The 19,249-nt window shown below is 36.8% G+C and carries 18 protein-coding genes; 11 read left to right on the top strand and 7 right to left on the bottom strand.

What is annotated here, in order from left to right:
* Positions 1 to 60: 60 nt before the first annotated feature.
* The 5 genes from qoxD to KM149_RS08765 all read right to left on the bottom strand — a co-directional run bounded on the left by qoxD (position 61) and on the right by KM149_RS08765 (position 4,894).
* Positions 61 to 351 carry a cytochrome aa3 quinol oxidase subunit IV gene (gene qoxD, locus KM149_RS08785; protein WP_016424723.1) on the bottom strand — a complete coding sequence of 97 codons (291 nt, stop codon included), beginning with the start codon at positions 349 to 351 and terminating at the stop codon, positions 61 to 63.
* Positions 348 to 956 carry a cytochrome aa3 quinol oxidase subunit III gene (gene qoxC, locus KM149_RS08780; RefSeq protein ID WP_050331390.1) on the bottom strand — a complete coding sequence of 203 codons (609 nt, stop codon included), beginning with the start codon at positions 954 to 956 and terminating at the stop codon, positions 348 to 350. The genes qoxD and qoxC overlap by 4 nt, the downstream gene beginning before the upstream one ends.
* Entirely contained in the window at positions 949 to 2,934 is a 1,986-nt protein-coding gene (qoxB, locus tag KM149_RS08775; protein ID WP_182281321.1) for a cytochrome aa3 quinol oxidase subunit I, read from the bottom strand. Before qoxB ends, qoxC begins: the two co-directional genes overlap by 8 nt.
* Positions 2,935 to 2,936: 2 nt before the next feature.
* Positions 2,937 to 4,037: a cytochrome aa3 quinol oxidase subunit II gene (gene qoxA, locus KM149_RS08770; RefSeq protein ID WP_050331388.1), complete on the bottom strand. Its 1,101-nt coding sequence runs from the start codon at positions 4,035 to 4,037 to the stop codon at positions 2,937 to 2,939.
* Positions 4,038 to 4,561: 524 nt separating this feature from the next.
* Positions 4,562 to 4,894, bottom strand: a complete 333-nt coding sequence (locus KM149_RS08765; protein ID WP_214970237.1) for an immunoglobulin-like domain-containing protein — start codon at positions 4,892 to 4,894, stop codon at positions 4,562 to 4,564.
* A 224-nt stretch (positions 4,895 to 5,118) separates the two neighbouring features.
* Between KM149_RS08765 and KM149_RS08760 the strand changes: the two genes are divergently transcribed.
* Positions 5,119 to 6,264 carry a globin domain-containing protein gene (locus KM149_RS08760; RefSeq protein ID WP_241415311.1) on the top strand — a complete coding sequence of 382 codons (1,146 nt, stop codon included), beginning with the start codon at positions 5,119 to 5,121 and terminating at the stop codon, positions 6,262 to 6,264.
* A gap of 105 nt (positions 6,265 to 6,369) precedes the next feature.
* Here the strand turns inward: KM149_RS08760 and KM149_RS08755 are convergent, their stop codons facing one another.
* Both KM149_RS08755 and folD read right to left on the bottom strand, forming a co-directional pair.
* Complete coding sequence (locus KM149_RS08755) at positions 6,370 to 7,887, bottom strand: glycosyltransferase (protein ID WP_241415310.1); 1,518 nt, start codon at positions 7,885 to 7,887, stop codon at positions 6,370 to 6,372.
* A 358-nt stretch (positions 7,888 to 8,245) separates the two neighbouring features.
* Positions 8,246 to 9,103 carry a bifunctional methylenetetrahydrofolate dehydrogenase/methenyltetrahydrofolate cyclohydrolase FolD gene (gene folD, locus KM149_RS08750; protein ID WP_060830113.1) on the bottom strand — a complete coding sequence of 286 codons (858 nt, stop codon included), beginning with the start codon at positions 9,101 to 9,103 and terminating at the stop codon, positions 8,246 to 8,248.
* A 207-nt stretch (positions 9,104 to 9,310) separates the two neighbouring features.
* Here folD and purE point away from each other — a divergent pair, with 207 nt between their 5' ends.
* The 10 genes from purE to purH are packed head-to-tail and all read left to right on the top strand — an operon-like array spanning position 9,311 to position 19,225.
* A complete protein-coding gene (purE, locus tag KM149_RS08745) occupies positions 9,311 to 9,793 on the top strand; it encodes a 5-(carboxyamino)imidazole ribonucleotide mutase (RefSeq protein ID WP_050331384.1) in 483 nt (160 codons plus the stop codon).
* A complete protein-coding gene (gene purK / locus KM149_RS08740) occupies positions 9,780 to 10,913 on the top strand; it encodes a 5-(carboxyamino)imidazole ribonucleotide synthase (protein WP_060830112.1) in 1,134 nt (377 codons plus the stop codon). Before purE ends, purK begins: the two co-directional genes overlap by 14 nt.
* Positions 10,910 to 11,611, top strand: coding sequence for a phosphoribosylaminoimidazolesuccinocarboxamide synthase (gene purC, locus KM149_RS08735; RefSeq protein ID WP_060830111.1), 702 nt, complete (start codon positions 10,910 to 10,912; stop codon positions 11,609 to 11,611). The genes purK and purC overlap by 4 nt, the downstream gene beginning before the upstream one ends.
* A 2-nt stretch (positions 11,612 to 11,613) precedes the next feature.
* Complete coding sequence (gene purS / locus KM149_RS08730) at positions 11,614 to 11,874, top strand: phosphoribosylformylglycinamidine synthase subunit PurS (protein ID WP_016424734.1); 261 nt, start codon at positions 11,614 to 11,616, stop codon at positions 11,872 to 11,874.
* Position 11,875: 1 nt separating this feature from the next.
* The gene (purQ, locus tag KM149_RS08725; protein WP_050331381.1) at positions 11,876 to 12,547 is read left to right on the top strand and encodes a phosphoribosylformylglycinamidine synthase I; all 672 of its coding nucleotides are present in this window, start codon (positions 11,876 to 11,878) and stop codon (positions 12,545 to 12,547) included.
* A complete protein-coding gene (purL, locus tag KM149_RS08720) occupies positions 12,540 to 14,729 on the top strand; it encodes a phosphoribosylformylglycinamidine synthase subunit PurL (RefSeq protein ID WP_214970246.1) in 2,190 nt (729 codons plus the stop codon). The genes purQ and purL overlap by 8 nt, the downstream gene beginning before the upstream one ends.
* Entirely contained in the window at positions 14,708 to 16,129 is a 1,422-nt protein-coding gene (purF, locus tag KM149_RS08715) for an amidophosphoribosyltransferase (RefSeq protein WP_060830109.1), read from the top strand. Before purL ends, purF begins: the two co-directional genes overlap by 22 nt.
* A 3-nt stretch (positions 16,130 to 16,132) precedes the next feature.
* A complete protein-coding gene (gene purM, locus KM149_RS08710; RefSeq protein ID WP_214970248.1) occupies positions 16,133 to 17,167 on the top strand; it encodes a phosphoribosylformylglycinamidine cyclo-ligase in 1,035 nt (344 codons plus the stop codon).
* The gene (gene purN, locus KM149_RS08705) at positions 17,164 to 17,730 is read left to right on the top strand and encodes a phosphoribosylglycinamide formyltransferase (protein WP_103356434.1); all 567 of its coding nucleotides are present in this window, start codon (positions 17,164 to 17,166) and stop codon (positions 17,728 to 17,730) included. Before purM ends, purN begins: the two co-directional genes overlap by 4 nt.
* A 16-nt stretch (positions 17,731 to 17,746) precedes the next feature.
* A complete protein-coding gene (purH, locus tag KM149_RS08700) occupies positions 17,747 to 19,225 on the top strand; it encodes a bifunctional phosphoribosylaminoimidazolecarboxamide formyltransferase/IMP cyclohydrolase (RefSeq protein ID WP_241415309.1) in 1,479 nt (492 codons plus the stop codon).
* Positions 19,226 to 19,249: the final 24 nt, after the last annotated feature.

Here is a 19,249-nt window from a genome sequence, read left to right as displayed (position 1 = left end):
AAATAATATTGTAAAAAAGCACTAACACGCATGCGTGTTAGTGCTTTCGTTATGCATTGCTTAGATGTGGTGACCGTGACCACCTTGCATAACCCAATATGTTCCAATAACAATAACTAAAGTAATGATAATCGCAAAGAGTACTTTTGCAAGTTGAATACGACCATTTTTACCTTCAGTTAAGTGCATGAACATTAAGAGTTGTAAGAACGCTTGGATAAATGCAAAACCAAAAATAATAGTAACTTTGGCGTTAAAAGACAGTGATGTGTAAAGAGTCACGAAAACTGCAAGTAACGTTAAAATGATTGAGGCAATAAAGCCTATCGTATGTTTAACAATTGTATTCATCCGCTATACACCATCCCTATCATATATACGGCAGTAAAGATGAAGATCCAAACAACATCTAAGAAGTGCCAGTATAAACTTACTATAAATAATTTTGGTGCGTTGTATTTATTAAGCCCGCGCATTGCAACTTGGATTAATAAGCAGATAATCCAGAAAATACCTAAAGTTACGTGGGCACCGTGCGTTCCTAATAGAATAAAGAAACTAGACCAGTAGGAAGCAGTTTGTGGTGTTGCACCTTCATGAACGTAGTGCGAGAACTCGAAAATCTCGAATCCAACAAATCCGATCCCTAGTAACACTGTAATAATCATCCAAAGTAATAATAAATTCTTATTTTCTTTACGCATGTAATAAATCGCGATACCGCAAGTATAAGAACTTGCTAAAAGTAAGAAAGTCATGATTAATACAAGTGGTAATTCAAACAAATCAGTTGTAAGCATGCCACCATAACTACCACCATGTTGGAGGGTTAATAGTGTTGCGAAAAGCGTACCAAAAAGTGCAAATTCAGCTGTAAGGAAGATCCAAAAACCGAGTTTATTTATTTCGCCTTCATGTGTACGAGCATCAATAGTATCGACAACCTTATTACTCATGATTTAGAGCCTCCCTTTCTTTTTGACGTGCCTTTCTTAAGCGCGCTTCAGTTTCAGCGACTTCACTTGCAGGAATAATATAACCGTGATCTTCTTGGAAACTTCTCCAAATCATTAATCCGAAAATACCAGCAAGTGATAAAATCGCAGGTAATAATGTTTCGAATACTAAGAAGAAACCACCGATGAAGAACAAGACACCCATCCAGAAACCAATGTGTGTATTATTTGGCATGTGAATGTCACTATAATTATGATTGTCAAGATAGTGTCTACCTTGTCGTTTCATTTCAACAAATGTATCAAGATCGTCCCACTCTGGTGTGATGGCAAAGTTGTATTTAGGTGGAATTGCTGAAGCAGTTGACCACTCTAAACCACGTCCTAAACCATCCCAGTTATCGCCAGTTGCTTCACGTGGTGCTTTAATGTGACTGTAGATGATGTTACCAACGAAAACTAAGAAGCCGATAGACATCAACGCTGCACCAATTGAAGAAATAAAGTTCAACAAGAACCAGTGATCTTCAGGCATATAAGTGTAAAGACGACGTGGCATACCATCAAGACCTAAAATGAATTGTGGTAAGAATGTAACGTTGAAACCAATCATAAAGATCCAGAAGAACCATTTATTAGGTTTCTCAAATAATTTGTATCCCATTGCTTTTGGATACCAGAAAATCATAGCTGCGAAACATGCGAATACAACACCAGCAACAATTGTGTAGTGGAAGTGGGCCACTAAGAAATATGTGTTGTGGTATTGGAAGTCAGCGGATGCCATCGCAAGCATGACACCTGTAACCCCACCAATTGTAAAGTTAGGGATAAATGCTAATGAGAATAGCATAGGTGATTCAAAAGTAATTCGGCCTTTGTACAATGTGAATAACCAGTTAAAGATTTTCACACCTGTAGGAACAGCGATTAACATTGTTGTAATTGAGAAGAATGAGTTAACTAAAGCACCATTACCCATTGTGTAGAAATGGTGAACCCAAACTAAGAAACTCAAGAATGCGATACCAGCTGTTGCCCACACCATACTTTGGTGTCCGAATAAACGTTTACGTGCAAATGTTGGAATAATTTCTGAATAAATACCAAATGCCGGAAGGACAAGGATGTATACCTCAGGGTGCCCCCATACCCAGAAGAAGTTTGCCCATAGCATTGGCATACCGCCATTGGCTACTGTAAAGAATGCAGTGTCAAAGATTCTATCAGCAGTCATTAACGCAAGTGCGATTGTTAATGCAGGGAATGCCAAGATAATAATTAACATAGTAATAAATGTTGTTACAACAAACATTGGCATTTGCATAAATGTCATACTTGGTGTTTTTAGCTTAATAATAGTAACGAAGAAGTTAATACCTGTTGCTAAAGTACCAATACCTGAAATTTGAATCGCGATTAAGTAGTAGTTTACACCTGGTCCAGGACTAAATTCACCCGCAAGTGGTGCGTAGTTTGTCCAACCTGCTGCAGGTGAACCACCGACGATAAATGAAAGGTTGAATAATAGCATACCTGCTACGAACAACCAAAAACTAATGTTGTTAAGTAATGGGAATGCAACGTCACGTGCACCAATTTGTAATGGAATAATGATGTTCATTAAACCGATAACAAGTGGCATTGCCATGAAGATGATCATGATTACACCGTGCGTTGTAAAAATTTCGTTATAATGGTTTGATTCTAAGAATGGGTTATCTGGTACTGTTAATTGAATACGTAATAGGATTGCATCAATACCACCACGTACAAACATTAAAACAGCACAGATTAAGTACATTAAACCAATCTTTTTGTGGTCGACTGACATGAACCATTCCTTATATAAATATCCCCAGAGCTTAAAGTAAGTAATGGCAGCAACAACACCAATAACAAGAAACGGCGCTGCAATTTGAGCCAATGTAATCATCCAGTTACCGTTTACTAAAAGCTCATTCCACGGAAAGTTCAACATTAATGTCCACCTCCACTTTTATGATCTTTATGTGCCTCAGCATTTTTGGCACCTTCATGCATTGATTCCATTTCGTCCATAGTATGCTTTTCATTTTTCATGAATGCACGACTATATGGCTCGTCGTTTTTCAGAATGGCAGCTTTCATACCATGTCGTTCGTAGTTCGCATTTGTAATTTGTGGTTTACGTGCTGGCTTATTCGGTTCACTTAGTACGCCTTTAGTATCATCATAGAAGTTTGGATCTTTTGGTACGTAGTTGAATCGTTTATAAGCATAGAAAATGTATTCTGGATCAGCAGCAGGATCCACAAATGCCATATGTGTGCCACTAAAAGTAAGCTCTTTGTTTTTAGTGATAGGTAAAAGTTGTTTATCAAACGTATCTTGATCAATTTTTTTCTCAGATTGCGCTTCTTTTACCCATTTGTCATATTCACTTTGACTCACAGCTTCTACGTTAAATGTGTGACGAGAGAAGCCTTCACCGTTAAAGTTTGAGTTACGTCCACGATATGTACCTTCTTCGTGAGCTTGGTAAGTCCACTCCATTGTCATGGCAGTCATAGCATATTTTTGACCACCTAATTGAGGAACCCAGAAACTTGTCATTGTGTCCATTGCTTGAAGTTTGAAAGTAATTGGTCGGTTAGTAGGAATTTTAATGTGGTTAACCGTTTCAATTTTTTCATCCGGATAAGCAAAGAACCATTTGTATCCACCACTCACTGCGTAAATGACGATTGGGTCATCTTCAGCTTTAGGTGGCTCCTCATATTCATATAAGGCTCTAACAGTTGGAATCATTAATGCAATTAAAATGATCACAGGGATGATGAACCATACTGTCTCAAGAATAACGTTGTGGTGCATTTTTCCTGATTCGCTTGTGTTTTTGTAACGATACTTAAACGTAAATATCGCGAATAGGATAAGTACCACAGCTACAATGGCAACCATAAAGATGATTGAATAAATAATCAAAAACCTTTGGTCGCTGGCCATTGGCCCTTTTGCGTTTAGAACTTCTACATCAGAACAGCCCGCAAGCAAAAACAATGTTCCGAAAGCTAGAAGCAAAGACTTAAATTTTGACACTTTTTTTGACCTCCTAATACTACAATTGTAGGGCTTATACTAATTTTAAAATAATATATGATATTTACAAGTGCCATTTTGAAAAAACAATAAATGAAAAAACATGAAAGCCTTGATATTCAAGGCATGATAGGGCTTCAGGGCATTATTAAAATTATGTGTACATTTTGTGAAAAGTCTCTATTTCTACTTATTTAATTAAGATTTAATTAAGAAAAAGGTAATGTTTATTTTTTCACAAACTTTTCGAGCTATTTTTTATGGAATTAAAAAAGGGGGATTTGAAGAATAGATGTAGGGAAAGTGCTAATTAAAATTTGTGGAAAAAAGTTTAAAATACGAAGTAGTTGATATGAAAAAAAGAGAAAGATTTATAAATACAGTTTTTAAGTGTCTATTTTATCTCTCTCTTCTTTATGGGAATAGCATAGCGCATCAATATTATTTTTAGTGCATAATAAATTTCACATCAGGAAAAAGTATTGATGATCACTTTTCGTTGTTCGGAACTATGGATACAAATATTATTTTAAGGGTGCATCTACAACTTTGATTACTCTCGAAGAAGTTTCAATGGCACCGTTTGAATCGGCAACTTGGTATTGAAGTTCGTATGTACCTTGTTTAGTTGTATCGATATGACCATTTACTTTAATTTTATCTGTTAAGTCGCCGTCTTCTTTATCAAAAGCGGTCACACCTTCAAGAGGGTTGTATTTTTCGCCCACTTGAATGACCGAGTCTTTTATACCTTTAAAAGAGGGAATCGTGTTTGTTGTAGCCTCTGCATTAAGATGTGGTGTGACAAGTGTCGCTGATACACCGATAGCTGATAATGATTGAAGTAGTTTGTTCATAAGATTTTGGCCCTCCGTTCATTGAACTGTTATGGTATTCACATTAAGTATTATACATTCTTCAGAGAATTTTGCTATCCATCTATGGACCTAATTATCATCAATGAGAATATGTTATATTTTTCTAGAATGGCTGTATCAAAGTGTAAGATTGATTTACTTTTGACATAAGTCAAATGTTTGAGTAAGGAATCAATGCAAATATTAAACAGGAGTGAGGATTTATGTTAATACAAGAAGAAAAAGGAATTATTTTGCAAACTGTACCGATTTTAAAAGAGAGAGGAACAGAAATCACATCAAATTTCTATAATAGAATGTTTAACCAACACCCTGAATTGCGCAATATGTTTAATCAAACGAACCAAAAGAAAGGATTTCAATCGACAGCGCTTGCACAATCTGTCTTAGCAGCAGCGATGAACATTGAGGACTTCACACCGATTTTACCTATTGTTAAAGAAATCGCTTATAAACATTGTGCGTTACAAGTTTTTCCTGAGCATTATCCGATTGTAGGAGAAAATTTATTAGCTGCTATTCAAGAAATAGTTGGACTAGAAGAAGATGATCCAGTTATTCAAACTTGGGCAAAAGCTTATGGCGTGATTGCAGATGCTTTCATCGGAGTAGAAAAAGAAATCTATGAAAACATGGCTTGGGATGGCTTCAAACCTTTTAAAATTACGCATATTGAACAAGTAACACATAATATTAAAGCATTTACAGTGACTTCAGAGACACAAGATTTAAGCCAGTTCGTACCAGGACAATACATCACAGTAGATGTTGAAAGTGAAAGATTACCCTATAGAGCAAAACGTCACTATTCCATTGTAGATGGTGATAAAGACTTCATGACATTTGGGGTAAGACATGAAGTGAGTGATACACATGAGGGTGAAGTTTCGACTGTATTACATGAAGAATTTAAAGAAGGAGATACGATTTTATTATCTGCCCCGGTGGGAGGATTTAAAGTACATCATTCTGAAAAGCCTCAATTGTTTATCGGTTCAGGCGTAGGTGTGACGCCTTTAGTCTCCATGTATCGACAAGTGATTGAATCACAAGGTACAGCACAAATGATTCATGTCGCTGCGACAGAAAATGATGTTGCTTTTAAAGACACATTAGAAGCGTTAACAGCAAAATCGCCCCATGCACACCTTCATATTCATATTAAAGATAAAGAAGGTTATTTAGAAGCAGATGAACTTAAAACATATCTTTCAGATGAAATAGAAGTTTATGTATGTGGGGGAACACCATTTTTACAATCGATTATTAAAACATTAGATGATTTAGGCGTAGATCAAAATCAAGTTCACTTTGAAACATTTGTACCACGTTTAAGTGTTAATGTATAAAAAATAAATAATAAAAAGCGATGAAGAAGGGCTTAGTGGCTTGCTTCTTCATCGCTTTTTTAGAAAGAGCATAAATTAATCGTGAGTTAACGCGATTGAGGTATATTATTTTTTATAAGTATAGCCAAGAGAATTAAAAAGGGTTTTATAATTTTCAATGGCTGTAGATTGGTATAATCTACTTGTCAACTGCACATTTTGTAATGGTTGGTTAACAATATCTTCCATTCTAGAAGCAAATTCTTCTATATTTTGTGGTGTGACCAAATAACCGTTTGCCCCATGATCAATAATTTCTCTAGGTCCATATTTCACATCATATGAAACGACAGGACATCCTGTTTTGATACTTTCCATAATTGTAAGACCAAATCCCTCATGCAGGCTTGTCAGTAAAGAAGCTTTAGAACGTGAAAATACGTCTAATGGATTTGAAGTAAAGCCATTAATTTCGACACTTTTTTCTAAATTTAATTCTTTAATCAAAGCTTCAATCATTTTTAGCTGACCATCTTCATCTTTACCGTAAAGATGGAGTTTATCTTCGTATCCCTTATCTTTAAATAATTTGTAGGCACGAATGAGATGGGGCAATTGTTTCTGTACGCCAAATCTTCCGATAAAAACAAAGTCTTTACGTGCATGTTCAACGCTGTTAGAAACTGTGTGATCAATAGAGTGAGGGATGACTATGAATTTATCATTTGAAATGCCATATTTTGCTTGAATGTCTTCTTTTTGGTGATTTGTAAGGATTAAATATTTGAATACAGCGTTACTATTTTCTAATGCAAATTGATAAGATTTGAGTACGCTTGTATCATCATTTTGTAAATGCGTATTATGGAAAACGAGGATGTTTTTAGTCTTCTTTTTATTGAATAATAAAGGTCTGTCCAATAAACGCGCATCATTGAAAACAATGTCATCGTCTTGGAACTTACTTTCAAAATAATAACGAAATAATGCTTTTTCATTATCAAAAAAGCGATAAGGTCGACCTTCTTGATCAACAAGTTTGATGAGACTTAGCTTAGGTTTTTCATCTGAAGTATAGTATTTGACGCAATATGGGTAGCCTAAACCATCATAAAATGTTTCAACTTGCTTACCGAAAGTCTTAGGATGATAGACAATTTTTTGATGAATATAGCCGTACTGATTATACTTACGTCTTTCAATACGGCGCTTTGAGATATCATCCATAAAATCTTCTAATTCTAAGATGTTTGATTGTGCATAGTATTTTCTGTAAAGGACATAGCGTTCTTGATCATAGTATCGCACAATATCGTTATCTTTCTTAGGTACTTTAGAAGTCAGTCCTTCGATTTCTCTAGCTGTCTCATTTATGATTGGCTTTGATTTAAAACGGCTCCGTCTAACGGCATACAGACGGTAACCAGATAACCAATCATAGATGTTTTCGTGCGTAATAGACGGATCAAGTATGCCATTTTCAATAAACGTTTTTTGGATTTCTGGATATTCAATATTATAGTTTGTCGTCAAAATTACATTATTGATGTTTAATTGCTGTTTGAGTAGATCTATTCTTTGTAACAATGACTTAGTACGACCACCATGTTCTTTTGGTAGAGTAGAAGTAATTGTATAAATCATATTAGGAAATGCCCCTTTAGTTAAAATAATTATATTAATGCCCTTGAAAATATTCTAACTACAATTTGCTTTGATGTATACAGTTCTAGTAAATTGTAATAAATTAATTTGATATTTGAATGATTGACACTTTTAATAGACTATATTTCTATAGTAAATAACTAGTATTTAATCAACTATAAAATGAATTGGATTATTATAACAAAATATAATATGTATTTTAGCATACAAGAAAAAGAGGTTGAGCAACGTGCCCAACCTCTTTATATATATCAATACTTGATTTGTCCAAGCTTATTAAATAAGAAAAAATATACCGCTAACAAACAAATCTTTAGAATTCATCAATTATGATAGTTTATTCTAAGCCACGACGCATTTTTTCAGCAATTAAAGTATTATTTAAAACCATTGTGATTGTCATAGGCCCTACACCACCAGGAACAGGTGTGATTGCACCTGCAATTTCTTTTACTTCGTCATACTCTACATCGCCTTTAAGCTTGCCGTTTTCATCTGGTGTATTTCCGACATCAATCACTACAGCACCAGCTTTAACGTCATCACGTGTCACCATACCAGGACGTCCAACTGCGCTCACAATGACATCAGCTTGTTTTAAATGTTCACTAATATTTTGACTACGTGAATGTAAAACGGTGACAGTTGCATTTTGTTGGATTAATAATTTTGCTACAGGTTGACCCACAATATGACTACGGCCGATAACTACTGCGTTTTTACCTTCTAAATCAATGTCCGCATGTTTCAATAATTCCATCACGCCAAGTGGTGTACATGGGATTAATTTTGCTTCATCTAAATATAAACGACCAATGTTGATAGGGTGGAAACCATCAACATCTTTGGCTGGGTCAATGGCATCTAATACTTTTTGTTCATCCACTTGTTTCGGTAGCGGAACTTGCACTAAAATCCCACTTACGCTGTCGTCTTGATTTAAACGTTCTAACTCTTTCAACACATCCGCTTCAGAAGTATCTTCATTTAAATGAATGACTTCAGAAATCATGCCGATTTTTTCAGCTGCCTTCTTTTTTGAACGGACATAGCTTTGGCTTGCGCCGTCATTTCCAACTAAAATAACAGAAAGCTTAGGCGTATACCCTTGCGCCTTTAATTTTTCTACTTCATCTTGCAAACCTTGTCTATAATCTTTCGCGATTTGTTTCCCATCTAAAATTTTTGCACTCATAAAAATAGCCTCCTCATAATAATTCGAACAATGACGAATGATTTCAATGTAATTATACCAATAATCGAACAAAATACGAAATATAGATTTAAAAAAAGTATTAAAGTTCGATTTTTACGTTGAAAAAAGCATGTGAGCTTGTTATGCTATACCTGTAATATACAACTATTAAGATTAATATTTCAAATCTTTGAAAGGGTGTTCATAGTGAAGGTAGCAGTCATAATGGGGAGTTCTTCTGACTGGGAAATAATGAAAGAAGCATGTGTCATGTTAGATGATTTTGAAATTTCATATGATAAAAAAGTCGTTTCAGCACACCGCACACCACATATGATGGTCGAATTTGCAAGTCAAGCAAGACAAAATGGATATTCAGTCATTATTGCAGGTGCAGGCGGTGCTGCACATTTACCGGGTATGGTCGCTTCCATGACGACATTGCCCGTCATTGGCGTGCCTATCGAATCAAAAAGTTTAAAAGGCTTAGATTCATTACTTTCTATCGTTCAGATGCCTGGAGGAATACCTGTAGCTACAACGGCAATTGGCAAAGCAGGTGCGAAAAATGCAGGGATTTTGGCTGCACGAATGATTGGTATGACAGACGAACAAGTTCAAGCGCGTTTAAACGCTTACGAAGCATCGCTTGTAGAAAAAGTAGAGGTGATGCAAAATGACCTTCGATAAGTTACATTTTGGGCAAACAGTTGGCATTATTGGTGGCGGACAACTTGGAAAGATGATGGCACAATCTGCACAAAAAATGGGGTATCGTGTGGTCGTGTTGGATCCAGATAAAAATTGTCCTTGCCGATATGTTGCACATGAATTTATACATGCTGCCTATGATGATATGTCAGCATTAACACAATTAGGAGAAAAATCAGACGTTATCACTTACGAGTTTGAAAATATTGCGGGCAAACAACTTCAAAAACTTGTAGAAAATTACAACGTTCCTCAAGGTTATCAAGCCATTCAACTTCTTCAAGATCGTTTAACAGAAAAACAAACTTTACAAAATGCAGGCGCAAAGGTCGTTCCTTTTGTTCAAGTCACATCAGCACAAGATTTAAATGTAGCAATACGAACATTAGGATATCCTTTTATGCTTAAAACACGTTTTGGTGGTTATGACGGTAAAGGTCAAATCCTTGTACAATCAGAAGCGCAACTCGAGGAAGCATTCGCTTTAATTGAAAATCAAGAATGTGTCGCAGAACAATTTTTGGATTTAGCACTCGAAGTTTCATTAACTGTAACGATAGGGAAACATGGGCAAAAAGTTTATTTTCCGCTTCAAGAAAATGAACATCGTCATCAAGTATTGTTTAAAACAATTGTACCTGCGCGTTCAAGCAAAGAGGAAGAAGCACGTCAAGAAGTTTCGAAAATTACAGAAGCAGTACATTTCGTAGGTACATTTACAGTTGAATTTTTTATTGATCAACAAAATGAACTATACGTCAATGAGATTGCGCCACGTCCTCACAATTCAGGACATTATTCGATTGAAGCATGTGATTTTTCTCAATTTGATACACATATCCTAGCTGTGACAGGGCAACAATTGCCATCTCAAATCGAGTTATTGAAACCTGCAGTAATGATGAACTTACTAGGAAAAGATTTAGACTTATTAGAAGATCAATTCAGCCAGCATCCAGAGTGGCATGTGCACATTTATGGTAAAACAGTGCGAAAACCTGAACGTAAGATGGGGCATATGACCGTTTTGACAGACAACATTGAAAAAACTGAAAAAGCAATGTTGAAACAATTTGAAGGGAGAGACGAAATCAAATGAGTCTACTATATGAAGGTAAAGCCAAACGTGTATTCGAAACGGAGCAACCTAATGAATTACGTATCGAATATAAAGATGAAGTGACAGCAGGAAATGGCGCTAAAAAAGATGCAATGGTTGGGAAAGGGCGTTTAAACAACCAAATTACAAGTAAGATTTTTGAATATATTAAAAAAGAGGGCGTTGAAAGTCACTTCATTCGCCAATTATCTGAAACGGAGCAATTGGTAAAAGCGGTTAAAATCATCCCGCTAGAAGTCGTAGTCAGAAACATTGCTGCAGGTTCTATTACAAAACGTCTTGGTTTTGAAAAAGGTCATCGTTTTGATTATCCTTTCGTTGAGTTTTTCTATAAAAATGATGACCTTAACGACCCATTGATTACAGATGATCATGTTAAACTCCTTCATATTGCAGATGACGAAACGATTGCTGCACTTAAAAGGGAAGCACTCAAAGTGAATCAAGCACTTGTGAAATTAATGGATGAAATGGGACTTGATCTCGTCGATTTTAAGATTGAATTTGGGCACGACTCATCAGAGAATCTTGTGCTCGCAGATGAAATTTCCCCTGATACATGTCGTATTTGGGATAAAACGACACACGAAAATTTTGACAAAGATGTATATAGAGAAGATACAGGTTCTTTAATCGATACTTATCAAACTTTCTTAAATAAATTGGAGGCACTTTAATCATGAAAACAATCGAATTACACATCACTTTACAACCCCAAGTTTTAGATACACAAGGACAAGCGTTAAACCGCGCAGTACACGATTTAGGATATCCACAAGTTAATGATATTCGTGTAGGAAAAGTGCTTTATATGACAATTGATGAAGCAACGGATGAAGCAGTTCATAATGTTATTACAACATTAAGCGAAAAGTTATTTGCGAATACAGTGATAGAAGAATATAGCTACAAAGTATTGGATGAAAAGGAGAATGCATAAAATGAAGTTTGCTGTCCTAAGATTCCCGGGGTCTAACTGTGACCGTGATATGTATAATGCAGCGATTAAATCAGGTGTAGAAGCTGATTACGTGGATTATCGTGAAACGTCATTGAATGGCTACGATGGTGTTTTGATTCCTGGTGGTTTTTCATTTGGTGACTATTTGCGCTCAGGTGCTGTAGCGAGTGTTGCACCCGTTATTAAAGAAGTTAAAAGACTTGCAGAAGAAGGGAAACCAGTCCTTGGTGTTTGTAACGGTTTTCAAATTTTAACAGAAATTGGACTGCTTCCTGGTGCATTGTTGCATAATGACTCACACTTATTTGTAAGTCGCAACGAACGTTTGAGAATTGTAAATAATCAAACACCGTTTACAAATAACTATGCCGAGGGTGAAGAAGTGGTTTACCCAGTTGCACACGGTGAAGGTCATTATTATTGTACGGAAGAAATTTATCAAGACTTAGTAGAAAATAACCAAATTATTTTGAAATATGTGGACAATCCAAATGGTTCACATGATGATATTGCAGGAATTGTGAATAAAGCAGGAAATGTTTGTGGCATGATGCCTCACCCAGAGCGTGCATTAGAAGCGATTCTTGGTACTGATAGTGGTGTGAAATTATTTGAATCTATGGTAAATAGTTGGAGGGAACAAAATGCCTAAATTTTTAGAGCCGTCTGCAGAAGAAGTTAAATCAGAAAAATTGTATCGTGATATGGGGCTAAGTGATACAGAGTTCGAAAAAGTAACTGAAATTTTAGGACGTACACCTAATTTTACTGAAACAGGTATTTTTTCAGTAATGTGGAGTGAACACTGTTCTTACAAACACTCTAAACCATTTTTAAAACAATTCCCAACTACAGGTGAACATGTATTAATGGGACCTGGTGAGGGCGCTGGTGTTGTGGATATCGGTGATAATCAAGCGGTCGTCTTCAAAGTTGAATCACACAACCACCCATCAGCAATTGAACCGTATCAAGGCGCAGCAACAGGGGTTGGTGGCATTATTCGTGATATCGTATCTATCGGTGCACGTCCAATTAATTTATTGAATAGTTTACGCTTTGGTGAATTGACTGAAAAAACGAACCGCCGATTATTAAGTGGTGTAGTTGCAGGCATAGGTGGCTATGGTAACTGTATTGGAATCCCTACAACTGCAGGTGAGATTGAATTTGACGAACGCTATGACGGTAATCCACTTGTCAATGCGATGTGTGTCGGTGTCATTGATCATGACATGATTCAAAAAGGAACTGCAAAAGGTGTAGGCAACTCTGTCATTTATGTGGGATTAAAAACAGGTCGTGATGGGATTCATGGTGCTACTTTTGCATCAGAAGAGTTAACAGAAGAAAGTGAAAGTAAACGTCCTTCTGTTCAAATCGGTGACCCATTTGTCGGTAAGAAGTTAATGGAAGCGACTTTAGAAGCAATCACATTTGAAGAGCTAGTAGGAATTCAAGATATGGGTGCTGCAGGTCTGACATCTTCATCTTCTGAAATGGCTGCAAAAGGGGGTAGCGGTATTCATTTAGAACTGGATAAAGTCCCTGTACGAGAAAAAGGAATTTCACCATATGAAATGATGCTTTCAGAAACACAAGAGCGTATGTTACTCGTTGTTGAGAAAGGGACTGAACAAAAGTTCTTAGATTTATTTGATTATCACGAGTTAGATAGTGCAGTCATCGGTGAAGTAACAGATACCAATCGCTTTGTCCTCACATATGAAGGTGAAGTTTATGCAGATATCCCTGTTGAACCGCTTGCTGACGAGGCGCCAGTTTATGTATTAGAGGGAGAAAAACTTCAACATGAAGCGCCGGCAAACAATTACGACAATATAGATGTTGAAAATGTATTCGATCAATTACTGACGCATCCTACACTTGCATCAAAACATTACTTGTATGATCAATACGACCAACAAGTAGGTGCGAATACCATTGTGAAGCCTGGATTACAAGCTTCTGTTGTACGTGTGGAAGGTACAAATAAAGCTGTTGCATCAACAATCGATGGTGAAGCGCGTTACGTATTTAATAATGCGTATGAAGGTGGAAAAATGGTCGTTGCAGAAGCATACCGTAACTTAATTGCAGTTGGGGCAAAACCGCTTGCGATGACAGACTGTTTAAATTATGGTTCTCCTGAGAAAAAACATATTTATCAACAGCTTATTGATTCTACAAGAGGAATGGCTGAAGCATGTGAAGCATTAGCGACACCTGTTGTATCTGGTAACGTATCACTTTATAACGAAACGCGTACGTCCTCAATTTTCCCAACACCTGTTGTAGGTATGGTGGGATTAATAGAAGATATGGATTATTTAAAATCATATCAACCATCTGTTGGCGATACACTTTATGTTGTAGGTGAAACGACAGATAGCTTTGGAGGAAGCCAAATTGAGAAACTTTTACATGGCAGTGTTAATCATGAAGAAGCGCATATCGATTTATCTAAAGAGGTTCAAAGAGGCGAAGCAATCCGTTCGGAGATTCGCAGTGGAAAAGTTTCACATACACAAACAGTCGGTAAAGGCGGTTTATTACTTACATTAGCCAAAATGAGTGCACATTACAGCTTAGGTATTGATGCAAAATTTGATTTAACAAATGCACAGTTATTTAGTGAGACACAAGGCCGATATATTGTCGCTGTTAAAAAAGGACAAAGCATTGATATTGAAGATGCCACGCCAATTGGTTCTTTCACTGACACTGACGACTTTAAAGTAGAAGGTAAAGAAAGTGTAATCGAACGTCGTACATCAGAACTTAAAAGAAACTGGGAAGGGGCTATTGAGGCATGTATGACATCCGTGGACTAAATGAAGAATGCGGTGTTTTTGGAATTTGGAATCATCCACATGCGGCACATTTAACATACATGGCTTTACACAGTTTACAACACCGTGGTCAAGAAGGTGCTGGAATTGTATGTTCAAATGGTGAGCAACTTTTTGGGGCGCGTGGTATGGGATTACTTCCCGAAGCGATTTCAGAACAACAACTTAACTCTCTTCAAGGTTATGCGCACGCTATCGGTCATGTACGTTATGCGACAACGGGCGCAAGTGAAATTTCAAATGTCCAACCTTTTTTGTTTAAACATTCAAAAGGAGACTTAGGCTTAGCGCATAATGGAAATTTGACAAATGCGGGTCAAATTCGTAAAGCGATCGAGTCTGAAGGTGGCATATTCCAAACAACAAGTGATTCAGAAGTTTTAGCACACTTACTTATTAAAGGTAAATCGAAAAATATTAAGACAAATCAAAAAGCTGCGTTGAATCAAGTGAAAGGTGCCTTTAGTTGTGTCATTTTAAATGAACAGCAATTGACAGTAACACGAGATAATCGTGGGGTCCGTCCTTTAATGCTTGGTAAAGTGGATGGGGCATATTGTGTAGCAAGTGAAACATGTGCTTTTACTGCAATTGGCGCGGAGTATATTCGTGATATTGAACCTGGAGAATTAATCACATTTTCAAATGAAGATGATGTGGACTACGATATGTATACGCCTGATGTAGATCATAAGATGTGTTCTATGGAATATGTATATTTTGCACGTCCTGATTCAGAATTTCGAAATCATTCTATTTACAATGTCAGAAAAGCTTTAGGGCGAAAGTTAGCTGAAGAAATGGGAGTAGATGCAGACATCGTTATTGGTGTGCCTGACTCTTCTCTTCAAGCTGCAAAAGGTTTTTCTGAATACACAGGAATTCCGAATGAACAAGGATTATTAAAAAATCGATACATTGGCCGTACTTTTATTACACCTGATCAAACCGTCAGAGAGCGTCAAGTCCGAATGAAACATTCTCCGATTCGTGATGTGATTGAAGGGAAACGTGTCGTGGTGATAGATGACTCCATTGTGCGTGGAACGACAAGTAAATACATCGTGAAAGCATTAAAATCAGCGGGAGCTAAAGAAGTGCATATGGGTATTTCTTCCCCCCCATTACAAGACCCATGTTATTACGGGATAGACGTTTCTACACATGCTGAACTGATGGCAGCACAACATAGCGTCGAAGAAATCCGAAAAATGATTGGCGCAGATACATTAACGTATCTATCTGTAGATGGGATGCATGAAGTGTTCAGAGCGCACGGTTCTAAAGGTGAATGTAACGCTTGCTTTACAGGTGAATATCCAATTGAAATTGTAGATCATCAATTACCAGAAGCGAAAGAAATGAAAAGAAGAGGAGTGTAATAAATGGCTGAATCGTATAAAAAAGCTGGGGTGGACATTGAAGCAGGTTATGAAGCGGTCAAACGTATGTCCAGTCATGTTGAAAGAACAATGCGTAAAGAAGTACTCGGCGGATTAGGTGGCTTTGGTGCAACTTTTGATTTATCACAACTGAATATGAAAGCGCCTGTGCTCGTATCAGGTACAGATGGAGTCGGTACAAAATTAAAACTTGCGATTGACTATAATCAACATGACAGCATCGGTATTGATGCAGTAGCCATGTGTGTCAATGACATTTTAACGACTGGTGCAGAGCCATTATACTTCTTAGATTACATTGCTACAAATAAGGTCGTACCTGAAGTCATCGAGCAAATTGTCAAAGGAATTAGTGATGGTTGTGTTGCTACAAATACAGCATTAATCGGTGGCGAAACGGCTGAGATGGGTGAAATGTATCACGAAGGTGAATATGATGTTGCTGGTTTTGCTGTAGGTGCTGTTGAAAAGGAAGATTATATCGATGGTTCAAAAGTTGAAAAAGGAGATGTCATCATTGGGCTTGCATCCAATGGTATTCACTCTAACGGTTATAGTTTAGTACGTCGCTTAATTGCACAATCTGGCATTAATGTCGAAGATGAATTTGAAGCAGGGAAAAGCTACTTAGATGTATTTTTAACACCGACTGCACTATATGTTAAACCTGTACTTGAGGTGAAATCACAAGTACAAATTAAAGCGATGACACATATTACAGGGGGTGGCTTCTATGAAAATATTCCTAGAGCACTTCCACAAGGTAAAACAGCAGTTGTTAATACAGAATCTTTCCCAACACCTAAAATATTTGAATGGTTACAACAAGAAGCACAAGTTGATAGTGATGAAATGTATCACATCTTTAATATGGGCATCGGTTTTACACTTATTGTTCGACCTGAAGATGAAACAAAAGTGCATCAAATTTTAAAAGCAGCGAATGTTCAATCTTACACAATAGGTACAATTACTGAAGAAGATGAAGCCATTCGCTTAACGGAGGCTGCATTGTGATTAAAATTGCGATTTTTGCTTCAGGCTCAGGAACGAATTTCGATAATATTATGACACGCATTCGTGAAGGTGAATTGCAAAATATAGAAGTGACAGCGCTATATACAGATCAACCAGAAGCCGCGTGTATCGCACTGGCGCAACAACATGAAATACCCGTTCATGCTTTTGTACCTAAAACGTATGAAAATAAAGCAGCGTATGAAGCGGATGTGCTTAAGCATTTGAAAGCTGAACAAGCAGAATGGATTGTTTTAGCGGGTTATATGCGACTCATTGGTGAAACGTTATTATCAGCATATGAAGGTCGTATGATTAATATTCATCCTTCATTATTACCGAAATATAAAGGTAAAAACGCAGTCGGACAAGCATTAAATAGTGGTGATGACAAAACAGGTTCAACCGTACATTATGTTGATGCAGGCATGGACACTGGACAAATTATTGAACAACGTACATGCCCGATTTATAAGGATGATACGATATCTACATTAGAACAACGTATTAAAGCATTAGAATATGAATTATATCCAGCCGTTATAAAGAAGATTATTCAATAAGGAGTTAAATTAAACCATGAAAAAAGCAATTTTGAGTGTTTCTGATAAAACAGGTATTGTTAAATTTGCCAAATCATTAGTCGATGCAGGTTATGCATTATATTCAACAGGTGGCACATATCGTGCAATTGATGAAGCAGGAGTGAAAGTGGCATCAGTGTCTGAATTAACACAGTTTGAGGAAATAATGGATGGACGTGTTAAAACACTTCATCCAGCTGTTCATGGCGGTATTCTCGCTGATAGAGATAAACCGGAGCATTTAGAACAATTAAAAGAACAAAATATTGATTTAATTGATATGGTGGTTGTTAATTTATATCCATTTAAAGAGACAGTTAAAAATCCAGATGTGACAGAAATGGACGCAATAGAAAACATCGATATCGGCGGGCCGACAATGTTAAGAGCTGCTGCGAAAAACTTTAAACATGTTACAACGATTGTGGATCCAACTGATTATGACACAGTGATTGAGCGTATTCAAAATGGGACTTTAGATGAAGCTTATAGAAAGTCATTAATGATTAAAGTTTTTAATCATACATTTGAATATGACCAAGCGATTGTTGAATTTTTCAGTGACAATAAAGAAACTTTACGTTATGGTGAAAATCCGCAACAGTCTGCGTCATTTGTTCGTACATCATCAGCTCCGAATACCATTGCAGGTGCAAAACAACTGCATGGTAAGCAATTGAGCTATAACAATATTAAAGATGCTGATGCGGCATTAACACTTGTTAAAAAATTCGATTTACCGACTGCAGTTGCAGTTAAGCATATGAATCCATGTGGTGTAGGTATTGCTTCAGACATTCATCAAGCGTATCAACATGCATATGAAGCAGACAGTCAATCTATTTTTGGTGGTATCGTTGCATTAAACCGTCCAGTTACAAAAGCGCTTGCTGAAGATTTACATTCTATTTTCTTAGAAGTTGTGATTGCGCCAAAATTTGAAAAAGAGGCGCTAGACGTATTGCAACAAAAGAAAAACATTCGATTACTTGAAATTGAAATGTCTGAAGAAAAAGATGAAGTTGAATTTGTCTCTGTTTCAGGTGGCTATCTTGTTCAAGATAAAGATCACTTCGATGTTAAAAGAGAAAACATGACCGTTGTGACAGAAGCGAAACCAACAGAAGAACAATGGAATGCATTATTGTTAGGTTGGCAAGTTGTTAAGTCAGTGAAAAGTAACGCGATTGTATTAGCTAATGACAAACAAACAGTGGGGATTGGTGCGGGACAAATGAATCGTGTCGGTTCTGCTAAAATTGCTATTGAGCGTGCAATCGAAATGAACGATCAAGTCGTATTAGCGTCAGATGGTTTCTTCCCTATGAGTGATACAGTTGAAACTGCTGCAAAAGCAGGTATTAAAGCCATTATACAACCAGGGGGTTCTATTAAAGATCAAGATTCAATCGATATGGCGAATCAATATGGTATCGCTATGGTAACTACAGGCATGCGCCATTTCAAACATTAATGAAATGAAGGAGGAACGCATACT

It is taken from the genome of Staphylococcus coagulans, from assembly GCF_022557135.1.
Taxonomy (GTDB): Bacteria; Bacillota; Bacilli; order Staphylococcales; family Staphylococcaceae; genus Staphylococcus; species Staphylococcus coagulans.
This window is presented reverse-complemented; position numbering and strand designations above follow the sequence as displayed.

Bases quoted from the DNA above. Each gene is read 5' to 3' on its own strand.
- KM149_RS08765 (WP_214970237.1), bottom strand. From the start codon at position 4,894: ATGAACAAACTACTTCAATCATTATCAGCTATCGGTGTATCAGCGACA.
- KM149_RS08755 (WP_241415310.1), bottom strand. From the start codon at position 7,887: ATGATTTATACAATTACTTCTACTCTACCAAAAGAACATGGTGGTCGT.
- purH (WP_241415309.1), top strand. From the start codon at position 17,747: ATGAAAAAAGCAATTTTGAGTGTTTCTGATAAAACAGGTATTGTTAAA.
- KM149_RS08760 (WP_241415311.1), top strand. From the start codon at position 5,119: ATGTTAATACAAGAAGAAAAAGGAATTATTTTGCAAACTGTACCGATT.
- qoxC (WP_050331390.1), bottom strand. From the start codon at position 956: ATGAGTAATAAGGTTGTCGATACTATTGATGCTCGTACACATGAAGGC.
- purL (WP_214970246.1), top strand. From the start codon at position 12,540: ATGCCTAAATTTTTAGAGCCGTCTGCAGAAGAAGTTAAATCAGAAAAA.
- purS (WP_016424734.1), top strand. From the start codon at position 11,614: ATGAAAACAATCGAATTACACATCACTTTACAACCCCAAGTTTTAGAT.
- purC (WP_060830111.1), top strand. From the start codon at position 10,910: ATGAGTCTACTATATGAAGGTAAAGCCAAACGTGTATTCGAAACGGAG.
- purQ (WP_050331381.1), top strand. From the start codon at position 11,876: ATGAAGTTTGCTGTCCTAAGATTCCCGGGGTCTAACTGTGACCGTGAT.
- folD (WP_060830113.1), bottom strand. From the start codon at position 9,103: ATGAGTGCAAAAATTTTAGATGGGAAACAAATCGCGAAAGATTATAGA.
- purF (WP_060830109.1), top strand. From the start codon at position 14,708: ATGTATGACATCCGTGGACTAAATGAAGAATGCGGTGTTTTTGGAATT.
- purK (WP_060830112.1), top strand. From the start codon at position 9,780: ATGACCTTCGATAAGTTACATTTTGGGCAAACAGTTGGCATTATTGGT.
- purM (WP_214970248.1), top strand. From the start codon at position 16,133: ATGGCTGAATCGTATAAAAAAGCTGGGGTGGACATTGAAGCAGGTTAT.
- qoxD (WP_016424723.1), bottom strand. From the start codon at position 351: ATGAATACAATTGTTAAACATACGATAGGCTTTATTGCCTCAATCATT.